The organism is Peribacillus butanolivorans (assembly GCF_001273755.1).
GTDB classification, from domain to species: Bacteria; Bacillota; Bacilli; order Bacillales; family DSM-1321; genus Peribacillus; species Peribacillus butanolivorans.
On record NZ_LGYA01000001.1, the window covers coordinates 3,575,469 to 3,589,179 of the forward strand.

Sequence of the window (13,711 nt, forward strand, 5' to 3'; positions counted from 1 at the left end):
TCATCAAGAACATTTAATAGTCAAAACCCTGAAACTTATACCCCAAACAACATCTTTCATAAAAAGGTATAGGGAAATCAATCACTAATTATCGTGGTTGACCTCCCTATACATAAGAACTTTTATTTATTTTAAAGTGATCATTTTGAATCTGTCTAAAGAATCTATTTTACTTACTTTTTTTCTACCAATAGAATCATAAATAATTCCTGATTCTTCTGCATCTAATAGATTGTAACAATTCCTTCCATCAATAACTATCGGATGATTCATTAGTTCAAAATATTTTTTGATATCAAATTGTTTAACCTCAGGCCATTCTGTAAAGATTAAACATAAATCTGCGTTCATTATCGCTTCTTCTATTGTTTGACAATAGTTTACTTCATTTAGGAACTCTTTCTGGAAGTTTTCACTTCCGACAGGATCCCATACTCTAACGTTTGCCCCATCTTCTAATAAAATAGGAATATTTACAAGGGAGGGTGCTTCTCTTAAATCATCCGTTCCAGGTTTAAATGTCAGACCTAGCACCGCTACTTCAAGACCCTGAAAACTCTCATAATACTTTCTAGCTTTCTTAATTAGTTTGATTTTTTGGTTTTCATTTACTTCAATTGTGGCTTTAATTGTTTTTATTTCATAATCATTAAAATTGGCAAGCCAGTGAAGTGCTTTTGTATCCTTCGGGAAACATGATCCCCCATAACCAACACCTGCATTTAAAAAACGGTCTCCTATTCGTGGATCCATGCCCATTCCCTTGGTTACATCTTCAATATTCGCATCTACAATTTCGCATAAATTTGCGATTTCATTGATGTATGAAATCTTCAAGGCCAAGAAATCATTTGAAGCATATTTAATCATTTCAGCACTTCTTCTATCTGTTATTACATACGGTATATTAAAATTATCATATACCTCTTTCATTTTTTGCACAGCATATTCTGATTCTACACCTAGGATTATTCTTTGTGCATACAGTGTATCTTTAATTGCCGTTCCTTGAGCTAGAAATTCAGGATTAGAGACTACATCAACTCTTACATTATGTGATAAGTTTTCCCTAATTAGTTTTTCTATCTTATCATTTGTTCCAACTGGTACAGTGGATTTTATGACAATTACACAATCATTTTCAATTGTTTTTGCAATTTGTACTGCAACTTCATTTACATATCTTAAACTAGCGGAACCATCTTTTTTCTCCGGTGTCCCCACCCCGATAATAATAACATCTGCACTTTGATATGCCTCTCTATAGTCAGTCGTATAGACAAGTTTCCTTTTATTTTTAATCATAAGTTCTTCTAAATCCTGTTCATAAATAGGAGGTACCCCTTGTTTCATTAGATCAATTTTCACTTGATTTATATCAACACATGTCACCATGTGGCTTTTTTCTGCAAGACATACAGCAGTAACTAAACCTACATAACCAGTACCGGCTACAGCAATTTTCATTAGATGTCACATCCTAAGTAATATTTTTTAACCTTTAATAATCAGGATTTAAGAATTCACCTATAACAGTTTTCAAAATGCCACATTTGAATTTTTCGATTCAAATGTGGCAAGAGTATCTATTTAGAGTAGTGTTGAATAATCTCTCAAATTAAATAGAACTAGTATATCAAGCCTAATTTCTCTTAAATCCTACTATTTTTATAAACCATACTGTTGTTCAAAATATTTTTTATAATCTCCACTTATTATTTCTTCCCACCATTGTTCATTATTTAGGTACCATTGAACGGTTTGAAATATTCCTGTCTCAAACGTGTAAGTAGGTTTCCAACCTAATTTTTCTAGTTTTGTAGGATCGATGGCATAGCGTTTATCATGTCCTAGTCGATCTGTAACAAAGTCTATTAAATCCTCAGATTTCCCTAATAGATGAATAATCGTCTTAACAACCTCTATGTTAGTCCGTTCATTATGCCCTCCTACATTATATACTTCACCATTTAAACCTTCATGAAATACTAAATCAATTGCTGCACAATGATCGAACACATGTAACCAATCACGAATATTCTTACCATTACCGTAAACTGGTATCTTTTGATTGCTTAAAGCACGAGAGATTGTTAACGGAATCAGTTTTTCAGGAAAATGATATGGTCCGTAGTTATTTGAACAGCGAGTAATATTCACTGGCAATCCAAATGTTTCATGATAAGCTCGAACTAACAAGTCTGACGAAGCTTTACTTGCACTATAAGGACTATTTGGTTGTAATGGAGTTTTCTCTGTAAAGAATGTTGTTAAATCAAAGTCTAATTCTCCATATACCTCATCTGTCGAAACATGAACAAATTTTGTAATATTAATTTGTTTTGCTGCATCTAATAAAATTTGAGTGCCCAATACATTTGTTTTAACGAAAATTCCCGGTTCGGAAATTGAGCGGTCTACATGGCTTTCTGCTGCAAAATGAACAACATAATCAAATTTCTCTCTTTCAAAAAGAGCATTAATTTCAGCACGATCTGCAATATCTGCTTTGATAAAAAAGTAATTATTCTTTGCTTCAATATCTCGATGTTTGGTTAAGTCACCAGCATAAGTCAATAAATCTAAATTATAAATATCATACTCGGGATATTTATTAACAAAATATTGAACAAAATTCCCTCCAATAAAACCTGCACCACCAGTAACAAGTACTTTCTTACGTATCAACAAATTCACCCCAATATTTAAATCATTATTATCTAAATTAAGTATGTTTCATTTTTACAAGGTAGTTATTAATATATTTTCTGTCGAATTTGAAACTTCCACCAAATAACGACCATACGCTGTCTTCAGCAAAGGTTGAGCAAGCTCTAATAACTCGTTTTTTGTAATATAGCCCATTCTAAAAGCAATTTCTTCAATGCATGCAATGTATAATCCTTGACGCTTCTGAATAGCTTCAACAAAATTTGATGCTTCAAGTAGTGATTCATGTGTACCTGTATCTAGCCAAGCTAATCCACGACCAGTTAGTTCTACTTTTAACTCGTCTTTTAATAGGTAATGCTCAATAACTGAAGTAATTTCCACTTCTCCCCGCTCAGAAGGTTTTACTTTTTTTGCAATTCCAACAACTTTATTATCAAAGAAATATAATCCAGGGACCGCATAGGATGATTTCGGTTGATCCGGTTTTTCTTCAATTGAAATTGCATTCATATTTTCATCGACTTCTACTACACCATAAGCTCTCGGATCATTAACATAACAACCAAATATGATACCTCCACTAGTCAAAGATGCAGCTCTTTTTAATCGATTTCCAAAATCAGAACCATAGAAAATATTGTCTCCTAGAACTAGTGCAACAGTTGAATTACCAATAAACTCTTCACCAATTATAAAAGCATCTGCAAGACCATTAGGATTTTCTTGAACTGCATATTGAATATTCAAACCAAGTTTTACACCATCCCCCAATAGTTCTTTAAATCCTTCAACATCCCTTGGTGTAGAAATGATTAAGATTTCTCTTATTCCTGCAAGTAATAATACAGATAAGGGATAATAAATCATTGGTTTATCATAAACTGGTAGCATCTGCTTTGAGATTGCTTTAGTCAAAGGATATAGTCGAGTACCCGACCCACCTGCTAATATGATTCCTTTCATAAAATATCACCACCTAGTTGATATTCTGTCTCTTCTAGAAACCCTACATGAATTTCCTTAAGAATTGCACAAATTTTTTCTGCTGACTCCAACTCCAGTTCACCATAAAATGGAATTGAAAGAACTTGATTAACAGATTTTTGAGCTTTTGGCAGATTCTTGGGTTGGGCAGATTCAAGATGTTTATACCATTCAAAATCACTACATAATGGATAAAAATATTTTCTTGTAAACACATTGTATTTATTAAGCTCTTCGTGTACCCAATCTCTTGACCTACCATACTTTTCCCTATCAATTTCAATTACAAAGTACTGATAACTGCTACACTCGTTTTGCAAAGTTGTTAATACCCTAATACCAGGAATACCTGCTAGCTTTCTTTCATATGTTTGTTTAATCTTATCTCGCTTTAATCTTTCTTCGTCCACTAATTTTAATACTTCTAATCCTATACCCGCTTGAACTTCATTCATTTTCGCATTTAATCCAGATAATACTACATCCTCAGGACTCGCAAGACCAAAGTTCTTTAAGAGATTTAATTTTTGATGCAAATTTTTATCATTAACAGTAAGAGCCCCACCTTCTACTGTATTAAAAAGTTTGGTTGCATGGAAGCTGAACATGGTCATATCTCCAAAACTACCAATTGGTTTACCATCTACAGTTGTTCCAAAAACGTGTGCACCATCATAAATTACTTTCAAATTATATTTTTCAGCAATCTCATTTATTTTATAAACATCACACGGGTTTCCGAAAACATGCACTCCGAGAATAGCACTTGTATTTTCAGTAATCAGGGCCTCAATTTTATTAGCATCTATGTTTAGTGTATTCGAATCAATATCACAAAAAACAGGAGTTAATCCATTCCAGTCAAGAGCTTGAACTGTTGCTGGGAACGTAAAAGGAGTAGTAATAACTTCCCCCTTAAGATTTAATGCTTTCAAACCTAACAATAGTGCTAAAGTCCCATTATTAAAAAGTGAGATATGATCAACATTTAAATATTCCTGCAATTGTATTTCTAACTCTTTATGCTGTTGACCATTGTTAGTTACCCACTTACTTTTCCATATTTCATTAATCTTCTGATTAACTTTTTGAGCATCTGGTAAGAGTGGTCTAGTAACGTAAATAGGATCTTTAAAAGGGCTTAGCATATATTCTCCTCTTTTCAAATATTAATAATCTTTTTACCATACAAGTAGATATTTTTAAATTATACTAAAGATACTTTTCACCGATAGATCTTTTTCTAATTGTCTTTGCAGGTGTTCCATATGCTATTACAAAAGAGTCTATATCAGTAATTACAGTTGAACCTGCACCTACAACTGTATGATCTCCAATAATTCTTTTATGAGATACATTAGCACCTAATGATACAGTAGAGTAATTACCTACTTTAACAGTTCCCCCCATGGTCACTCCTGGTGCTATAGACGCAAAATCACCGATTTGACAATCATGATCTATAGAAGACTTTGTATTAATAATACAATGTTTGCCTATTGAACTCTCACTATTAATTACAGTCCCTGGCATAATAACAGTACCCACCCCTATTTTCACACCATTACCTATTACAGAGTTAGGGTGGATGGCAATAATAAAATTAAATTCAGGGCTTTTTTTAATGATTGCTGAAACGACTTCACTACGAACAAAATTATCACCAATAGCTACAATACCACCATGGATTTGATTTTCATACTCTATTAACTTTGATTCATCACCCAAGACCTTATACCCATGTACTATACTACCTTTTTTTCTATAACTGTCGATTAATCCAAGAATAGAATATTCATTAGACTTTTCAATTATATCAATTACCACTTTAGAGTGACCGCCAGATCCAAAAACAACAACTTTTTCCATATTAAAATTCCTTCTTTAATACTTTCTTATTAAAACTTCGTATTCTACTTTGTTATTTTTTCATAAGATTAGAATTGTAGTATTTCTTCTGTCTAAAATACGCTTTTTAGCTTTTTATTTTCTTAATTAAGGGTAACATTAAACCATATATAGTATTTAATTCTTTTATCTTGGCAAAACCACAAAGTAGAATATATATTCCAACTCCAATACAAATTTGAATTATTAATTTAGTAAGATTTCCTTCATTCATTTTCATTCCACAGAAGTATACAATTATTCCCATCACCATGGAAACTAGATATATAGGTAAAAGATCTTTCACTTGCTCTTTAGCGGAATAGGATATTTCTCTAGCAGAAAAATATGTGTTAATAAAAAGTGCTATATATGAATGTAAAACTGCTGCACTAATCAATCCGATAACCCCTAATTTTAACAAAATAGATATTACTATTAATACTGTTAAAATAAACTTCTTAATTATCTCTAACAGTAAAAATAAATCAGATCTTCCTTTTACTTGAAGAATATTTAAATTTATCGAATGAAGTGGATACAACATACCAGCAAAACAGAGTAACTGAAGATATATTACAGAACCCATCCACTTTTCTCCAAATAATATATTAATAAGGGACTCAGCCACTGCTGCTAAACCGACCATAATAGGAAAAATAATAAAAGATGATGTTTTAATAACTTTCCTGTATCCATTTTTTAGTCTATTTTCATCTTCCTGTATGTTACTTAGAATTGGATATGTAACACGCTGAACAGAAGTTGTAATAGACTGAGAAGCAATATCTCTCAATTTTATGGCGTTTGTATAATATCCTAATTGCGAAGCGGAAAAGAAACGCCCTATAATTACATAATAGATATTATTGTAAAAAGTATCAATTAGCCCTGAAACTAGTAGCTTAGAACCAAAGCCAAAATAACGTTTAAATGATTGGGGATTAAATACTAATGATGGTACCCATTTATTAAGTATCCATAACAATAAAGTTTGAATTATTTGCATAGATACTGTTTTAATAACAAGCGCCCAAACCCCAAAGCCGATTACGGCAAAAAAAACAGCTAAAATGCCAGATGTAATACCTGCAATCATATTGATTTTTGTTTGGGTTCTAAAATCAACATTTTTTATTAGGAACACTCTTTGAATAATTCCAAACGAGTTAATAATTAGTACTAAGGATAGCACCCTAAGTATTGTGATAAGTTGCGGTTCCCCAAAAAATATGCTAATTGGATCAGCAATAATAAATAGTATTCCGTACATTACCAAACCCATTACTAAATTAAAGTAAAAGACTGTAGAATAATCCTCTTGGCTAACATTTTTCTGTCGAATTAATGCTTGAGAAAATCCACTGTCAATAATAGAATTAGAAATAGCAATAAACACCAAAATCATACCGACCAGGCCGAAATGTTCAGGTAATAATAATCTAGCAAGGATAATTTGTATAATAAATTGAATACCTTGATTTGCTATCAAATCCGCAAAGCTCCAAATTAAACCAGATATTGTTTTTCGTTTTAGTGAACTTTGTTGTGTCATAGAACTTCTCCTAATTCAACGAGCGATTACTGGAGTTAAAAATATCATCCCAAATCTTCTTTATTGCATTATTATCAAATCTCGATTCAAGGCTTTTCCTATTTAATTCTTTTAACTCTCCATCCAACTTTATAAAATCATTAAATTTTTCAGTTTTTATATTATTTATATCAAATAATTTTAAATCGCCATTGAACTCCTGCCACATAGTTGTATTATTTCTCATATAAACTTTTTTACCTAAATATAAAAGAGGCAATATATTCCCAAGCGCCTGTTGTCTATCATTATTAAAAATTCCAATATCCACCTTTTCCATAATACTCATATATTCATTCATCTTCATAAAATGTTCTAATGGTATAAATTTTTTACCGAAGACCTTTTTACCAAAATCTATTACATCCTTAGCATATTCCATATCTCCATAAGAAAGGGGGCAATATATTTTTATGTTCTCATTATCATATTTTTTTAATAATTCAATGACTTCTTTATGATGGTTACTAGGATCTGCAGAATTTCCGATCTGAATTGAAATTGAACTTTTTGATTCGCATTTTCTATTATAAATCTGATCCATATATTCATTTTGCTCATTATTCATATATACTGCATTATAATATGTCGCGTTAGTGAGATACCATTTTTTCGCCAATTCGAAATCTCCCTTTACAAGGGTAGATATTTCACCAATATGTTTAATTACTATACTCCTTAAAAATTCATATAGTTTACTTTTTAAACTTCGCTTTCTCTTTTTATATGAATATAAATCTCCGCCCCACACTATCCAATTACTCTTTTTTAGTAGCCATGGTTGTATGAAAAGTAACAAAACTAGTTGTTTAATAAATATACTGTGCAATAAAATCTTTTCACTTTTATACATTTTCTTTATAAGAAAATATATACTTTTAATACTTCTATTTAGTTTAATGACATTTTCCCGGGGAGTAATTTTTTCATTTATTCCTCCAATAATCAAAAACAAATGATCATTGGGATTGTAATTTTTGTTTATAAATTCAATATAAGGCTCTGTGAATTTCTCATTCTGAAATAAGTGTAAATGTTTCATCTTTTTCTTCCTCAATTAGATTTTAATATTTATATAGGCAAGCAATTCAAACTACTTTTTTATTAATATTTTCAAAATACTTTTCTTTACAACAAATGAAATACAGAAATGCAAAGGTAATATATACTTGTTGTGAATGAAGTAGTTGAGATGTCATAAAGGTTGTTATAATTATAAAAGGAACATAAGCAATTAATATTATAAAAGTAAGCACATTTTTTTTAATTAACGCTTCTTTTATGTATTTAAATAACCCAATCATTACTATTAGAATGAAAAGACATAACCCAATTAATCCAAATTTAACTAAGATATATATAAATAAATTATCTATCCACGTGTCAATACTAATTAATTGAGAATTAGACCCTAAAAAATACATCTCCTTTCCCAATCCATCACCAATTATGTTATTTTCTATCATTCCAATATTATATTGGTTAGTATACATCCTTGAATCTAAAGAACCACCATTGGATTCAAACATTCTACTTTTCACACTATCAATTAATAAAGTATCTGTATTAAAAACAATGAAACCTATTATAAATGCAAATGGTATTGTAAAGCTCGCGATACTAAATATTAAATACGTTCTAGAATTGAGATTTGATAAAGCACTTTTAATGATAAATGATACAAAAAGTACGAGTAAAATAAGAAGATATAATATAATAATACTTCTTGTCTGTGAAATTAAAATTGATGTACTTCCTAGAATAATATTTACAAAATTTAGCACTATTCTTTTTTGGGTATAAATCATATAGATACTAAATAAGTTAATAATCAAAAGTACCGTTGTATTTTTAAAACCGACTCTTCCAGATGAATTCCAAATGTCGCCATAAAAACTACCATAAATATCATTTAATATATTTTGACCAAAAAAATAAAGTAGTATAGTGAAAATCGAATAGCACAAGGAACTTAGTACGAAACCATGAATTAGTATACTCATACCAATCTTAAATGTTTTTATCCATCCGATAAATGCACAAATTTTAATAATTAAAAGTGGATATAATTGAATTTCATAATTGAGAAATCTATTATCATTAACAATACCAATTGCAACTGATATTAAAAATATCAGGAATGCGACAGAATAAAATAATAGTTGGGGGATATTTATTGAAAAAAAATTTTTTTTATTCATTATAATAATTACTAACATAAAAATGGCCATAATATCTCTTACATCAAAATAGATATCCACTCCCATTTTATTTTCTATGTAGCTATTGCTCGGAATGGCTATAATGGAAATAATATATAATAAATAGACATAATCGTATTTTTTCCACATGCAAAATATAATAAATGACAGCATAGCTAATACAAAATACATTTGAAGACCTCACAATCAACTTATTATTTCCAGAGTCTTCATTAACGACATACTCTTTCCTAGGATAAAAACTGTTTACAGAATACGTTTAATTACCAATTAATTTATTAAAGCTACCATACTAATAATTTGATAATATATAGTTAATTTCCAACCCAAAGGGTTCCAGTTATTATTCTAATTTAAAACACGCAAGTTCCACAAAATTTCCTGATTAAGAATAAAAGATATAATAAAATTATAACAACTATATTTTTTTTAACAAAAGTTTGATTTTACCATGAATTTTATAAGGCAAAAATACTTTAGTTAATTTCTTTAATAATGTCATGAAACTAATACTTCGATGGAAAAATGCAGTGAAAATGATTTTCATTGCGGCTGTTCTTTCTCTTCTGTCAATAAGATAATCAACTATTATCATTTTAAAAGCCCACTGAGATTTCAAAGATAGCTCATTTTTTTTGCTATTTAACCAATCAAGTGATATTTCCTGTTTTTTATAACTATTACTTATTCTGTCATTTCTTTCTTTATCAACATTCCACACAGTTAAACATTCAGGTAAGTAAAAGAATGTAGCGTTATTATTCCTTAATCTTAAACAAAAATCCCAGTCCTGATGTTTTTTTAAACCAGGATCAAATAATGTTTTTTTCGCAATGGCATTTGATATCATAAATGTGCTTGTTTGTACCACATTATTTCCAACTAAAATATAATCCATTATATCTTCATTTTTATTTAAAGGTTTATTCTTCCTGTATATTTCCAATTTTTCATCTTTTATTATTACTCTGGTAAAACATATTATGTTAGTATTGATTTCCCCAAAACTTAAAATGAATTTAAGTTGTTTTTCAAGCTTAGTCGGAAGCCATTCATCATCAGAATCAAGAAAAGCAATATACTCTCCATTACTTACATTTATACCCACATTTCTTGGTTTTGTACCCTTAGTGTTTTCTTGTAATTTTATATATTTAATTCTTTTATCTTTTATACTTTTTACTATACTTTCTGTATTATCATTCGATGCGTCATCTATAATTATTATTTCAAAGTGGTCATATGTTTGCTGTAAAACCGAATTGATTGTTTTTTTTATAACATATCCCCTATTATAAGTAGGAATAATAACACTGATTAAAGGTTTTGAGTAAGTCACACAGATTCTTTCCTCTACATTTATTTTTTAAATATTTATTAAGTAAATTTCTTTCCTTATAAGATACTAGTGCCATCTATCTCTTTTAAATTCATATTTCAAAATTAAACTCTTTCTCATAATATTAAATAATATATTGTTTCATTAATTTTATAAAACCTAATAGTGTAATTACTTGATCTTTTTCAAGAGTACTACCATGGTTAAATAAGAATTCACAGTCATTCTTCAAATTAATGTCATCTACTAAATTTATATTTTGATTATAAAGACTTTCATAAAATTCTCTTAATTGACTATTATTTTGAAACCAATAATCCAATGGGTGCATATGATTTTTTGTACTTAATTTTAAACCTAATTTATTTTTTATCAATTTAACAGCTGCACTTGGAACACTAGTCCATGGCACCGGGACCCCTTTAATGGTAATCAATTTGCGGTTTATTTTCCCTTTAACCTTTTCGTATATGAAATCAGCCGCTTCTGGATAATATTGATTAATCCATTTAATATAAATATTATGGCCTCTACGAAATTCTAATGGCATAGTAAGGCAAAAGTCCATAAAATCAATATCTAAAAAAGGCGACATTGTTTCTGTATATTGATACATAGGCTTCAAACCGGTATTAACACCAGTAAAACCACGATTATAAAATTTAAATAACTCTTGATCTTCCTGATTGAAAGTTTTTTCTTGAGTGTACTCTACCTTATCTATTAATTTATTTGAATAAGCCCCATCCCCGCGTGTAAACCCCACACGTTTTCCATTATTATAAAATGTTCCTATAACTACATCACCAAGTTGACCAGTATGAACAAGACCATAGTGATTTAAATTAATATTACTTATCATACTCATAGTGTGAGCAATTGTGCTAGACTGGCTTCGCGCACCCGATATTTTTACGGAATCATAGAAATATTTATAGAGATAGGTTCCATTATCCAAAGCTTTAAACATCCATTCTGTTTTCAACTTACTAGTAATTTGTTTTGGAACCGTTTCATCTAAATAATCTGTTTGCGAAAAAGTATAATTCAGCATATTCGTGTAACCCATATCATACGCAATCCAGGCTGTCATTCGGGAATCTAAGCCACCGCTTAACGCAACCAAGTGCTTGTAACCATACTCTAAATCCTTATCAAATGCCCTTTTAATTGCTTGCCTAAAGAGGCTATCGATTTTCTTTAAAGCTTCTTCCTCTGTTATATTGACTGATTTATTATTTAAAATGTAATAGGTTTTTTTTTCACATCTATTAGTTGAAAAGTCAATATAATGCCCAGGAGTCAATCTATACACATCATTAAACAGAGTTTCGTTACATAGAACATGTGAATGGGTCAGCAAACAATTCGCAGCATTAGTATTAAGCTCAAACCTTTTACTTGTATGCATTTGTACCATCTTTATAAGAACTTCAAAATCGGTTGCAAAATATAGTTTATGATCCTTTGTAAAATGGTAAAAGACTTCTTTGTCTCCAATATGGTTTGTATATAAAACCATACCATCCTTATTTAAATAAAGTCCCGCAAAAGTTCCTCTAAACTCTTTATAGAATGTTTCAGGATTTATAGCTACCATTTTATTAAGCAAATCAGTAATATTATGCTCTTTCATTTCATATTTTTTGTACAATTCATGTTTGTTTAAAATTACCCCGTCTAGAATCAAATAGTTATCATTTTTACAAAAAAACACTTTATCACCTTGGAACTTGTTAACAGTATTCCTGAAAAATTTCCCATAAAAATTAGGTGTTGTTACAATTGTCTCTTCATTGATTAATGTATTTTTTTTCTCAATCAAATCATAAATATCTAATTCTTTTTCTAAGATATCTTTTTCCCTTGAAATATAGCCAAAAAAGCCTGGCATCAATATTCAGCTCCTTTTATTGGACGCTTTCTCCCCAATTTCTAGCCTTTTAACAGTTCTTTATACAACTCAACAATTTTTTCTACTGAAACATAAATATTATATTCTAACCTTATTTTTTCGCTATTATTTCTTTCAAACTTCTCAATACTAAATTGGTCATTTAATAGATTAATTAAGCAGTTGGTTAAGGTTTCTACATCACCAGGTTTAATGACAAAGCCATTCTCTTCTTTAACAACAGAAGAAATTGAACCAACATCTGTAGAAACTACCGGTAAACCATAGCTCATGGCTTCCAAAATCGACATGGGCATTCCTTCATTATAAGAAGGCAAAACATAAATGACACTCTTCCTATAGATTTCATCAATCACCTTTTGATCAGAAATCCAACCGGGTATGACAAACATATCTTCTACGTTTAATTCTTTTATTCTCTTTTTAACTTTATCAATTTCACCATCACCGGCAATTAAAAATTTATATTTAGAATTAATTTTTCCTTTTATTTGCGAAGCTGTCTCAATAAGATCGTAAGTTCCCTTTCTTTGAGAGAGAACGCCCATTGTTGTTATATAGATTTTTTCTTCAGAGCTTTTTAAAATTTCTTTAGGAAAAACAGCATTATCTAAAGAAACAACCTTGGTTTTACTAATTGATTGATAGTATTCCTTCCATTGCTCTCCCAGTGCAAGGATAAGAGAAACTTTATTGAGTGTATCCTTAATCTGTTTTTGCTGACCATTTGAACTTTCATTATAAAAGTCCTTAAATTGAGAACCATGCATATGTAGTACAATCGGTATGTTTTTGCTATTTAATAGATGAATAATATACCTTTTACGAACATAGCTTCCTCGATAGGACATATGAATATGTGCCACATCGTATTGTTTATTCAATAGATTTAAGTTAATGAAAAGTTTGAAATACTGAATAACAAAATAAAGTATATTAATAAAATGATTGCTTCCATAATAAGTAGGAAAGTATTCGAGATTTACCTTCTTTTGCATTCCGGATTCCAAGTAATTTTTCACAACTCTGGTAATTCCACCGTTCACACGTAGATGAGAGCCTATCATTATTACTTTCATTGATTCACCTTTTTCTTC

The 13,711-nt window shown here is 29.9% G+C and carries 11 protein-coding genes; all 11 read right to left on the reverse strand.

Annotated features, from left to right (window positions below; genetic code table 11):
* Nucleotides 1-126 precede the first annotated feature (126 nt).
* The 11 genes from AKG34_RS16500 to AKG34_RS16550 all read right to left on the reverse strand — a co-directional run bounded on the left by AKG34_RS16500 (nt 127) and on the right by AKG34_RS16550 (nt 13,693).
* Nucleotides 127-1,467 (reverse strand): UDP-glucose dehydrogenase family protein, encoded by a 1,341-nt coding sequence (locus tag AKG34_RS16500; protein WP_053347082.1) that lies wholly within the window; start codon nt 1,465-1,467, stop codon nt 127-129.
* Nucleotides 1,468-1,668: 201 nt separating this feature from the next.
* Nucleotides 1,669-2,688, reverse strand: a complete 1,020-nt coding sequence (gene rfbB, locus AKG34_RS16505) for a dTDP-glucose 4,6-dehydratase (protein WP_053347083.1) — start codon at nt 2,686-2,688, stop codon at nt 1,669-1,671.
* Between the two features lie 54 nt (nt 2,689-2,742).
* On the reverse strand, nt 2,743-3,636 hold the full coding sequence (rfbA, locus tag AKG34_RS16510) for a glucose-1-phosphate thymidylyltransferase RfbA (protein ID WP_053347084.1): 894 nt from the start codon (nt 3,634-3,636) through the stop codon (nt 2,743-2,745).
* The gene (locus tag AKG34_RS16515) at nt 3,633-4,805 is read right to left on the reverse strand and encodes a DegT/DnrJ/EryC1/StrS family aminotransferase (protein WP_053347085.1); all 1,173 of its coding nucleotides are present in this window, start codon (nt 4,803-4,805) and stop codon (nt 3,633-3,635) included. The genes rfbA and AKG34_RS16515 overlap by 4 nt, the downstream gene beginning before the upstream one ends.
* 64 nt (nt 4,806-4,869) lie before the next feature.
* Nucleotides 4,870-5,526, reverse strand: a complete 657-nt coding sequence (locus AKG34_RS16520) for an acetyltransferase (protein WP_053347086.1) — start codon at nt 5,524-5,526, stop codon at nt 4,870-4,872.
* 106 nt (nt 5,527-5,632) lie between these two features.
* A complete protein-coding gene (locus AKG34_RS16525; protein WP_053347087.1) occupies nt 5,633-7,099 on the reverse strand; it encodes an MOP flippase family protein in 1,467 nt (488 codons plus the stop codon).
* Nucleotides 7,100-7,109: 10 nt separating this feature from the next.
* Nucleotides 7,110-8,180 (reverse strand): TDP-N-acetylfucosamine:lipid II N-acetylfucosaminyltransferase family protein, encoded by a 1,071-nt coding sequence (locus AKG34_RS16530; RefSeq protein WP_053347088.1) that lies wholly within the window; start codon nt 8,178-8,180, stop codon nt 7,110-7,112.
* A 46-nt stretch (nt 8,181-8,226) separates the two neighbouring features.
* Nucleotides 8,227-9,531 carry an O-antigen ligase family protein gene (locus tag AKG34_RS16535; protein WP_053347089.1) on the reverse strand — a complete coding sequence of 435 codons (1,305 nt, stop codon included), beginning with the start codon at nt 9,529-9,531 and terminating at the stop codon, nt 8,227-8,229.
* A 247-nt stretch (nt 9,532-9,778) separates the two neighbouring features.
* Nucleotides 9,779-10,699 (reverse strand): glycosyltransferase family 2 protein, encoded by a 921-nt coding sequence (locus tag AKG34_RS16540; protein ID WP_053347090.1) that lies wholly within the window; start codon nt 10,697-10,699, stop codon nt 9,779-9,781.
* 124 nt (nt 10,700-10,823) lie between these two features.
* On the reverse strand, nt 10,824-12,593 hold the full coding sequence (locus AKG34_RS16545) for an asparagine synthetase B family protein (protein ID WP_083450822.1): 1,770 nt from the start codon (nt 12,591-12,593) through the stop codon (nt 10,824-10,826).
* Between the two features lie 41 nt (nt 12,594-12,634).
* Nucleotides 12,635-13,693 carry a glycosyltransferase family 4 protein gene (locus tag AKG34_RS16550; protein WP_053347092.1) on the reverse strand — a complete coding sequence of 353 codons (1,059 nt, stop codon included), beginning with the start codon at nt 13,691-13,693 and terminating at the stop codon, nt 12,635-12,637.
* Between the last annotated feature and the right edge of the window lie 18 nt (nt 13,694-13,711).

What these genes read in the sequence shown, in the direction of transcription:
- AKG34_RS16500 (WP_053347082.1), bottom strand. Translation starts at nt 1,467, where the DNA reads ATGAAAATTGCTGTAGCCGGTACTGGTTATGTAGGTTTAGTTACTGCT.
- rfbA (WP_053347084.1), bottom strand. Translation starts at nt 3,636, where the DNA reads ATGAAAGGAATCATATTAGCAGGTGGGTCGGGTACTCGACTATATCCT.
- AKG34_RS16515 (WP_053347085.1), bottom strand. Translation starts at nt 4,805, where the DNA reads ATGCTAAGCCCTTTTAAAGATCCTATTTACGTTACTAGACCACTCTTA.
- AKG34_RS16520 (WP_053347086.1), bottom strand. Translation starts at nt 5,526, where the DNA reads ATGGAAAAAGTTGTTGTTTTTGGATCTGGCGGTCACTCTAAAGTGGTA.
- AKG34_RS16525 (WP_053347087.1), bottom strand. Translation starts at nt 7,099, where the DNA reads ATGACACAACAAAGTTCACTAAAACGAAAAACAATATCTGGTTTAATT.
- AKG34_RS16530 (WP_053347088.1), bottom strand. Translation starts at nt 8,180, where the DNA reads ATGAAACATTTACACTTATTTCAGAATGAGAAATTCACAGAGCCTTAT.
- AKG34_RS16535 (WP_053347089.1), bottom strand. Translation starts at nt 9,531, where the DNA reads ATGTATTTTGTATTAGCTATGCTGTCATTTATTATATTTTGCATGTGG.
- AKG34_RS16545 (WP_083450822.1), bottom strand. Translation starts at nt 12,593, where the DNA reads ATGCCAGGCTTTTTTGGCTATATTTCAAGGGAAAAAGATATCTTAGAA.
- AKG34_RS16550 (WP_053347092.1), bottom strand. Translation starts at nt 13,693, where the DNA reads ATGAAAGTAATAATGATAGGCTCTCATCTACGTGTGAACGGTGGAATT.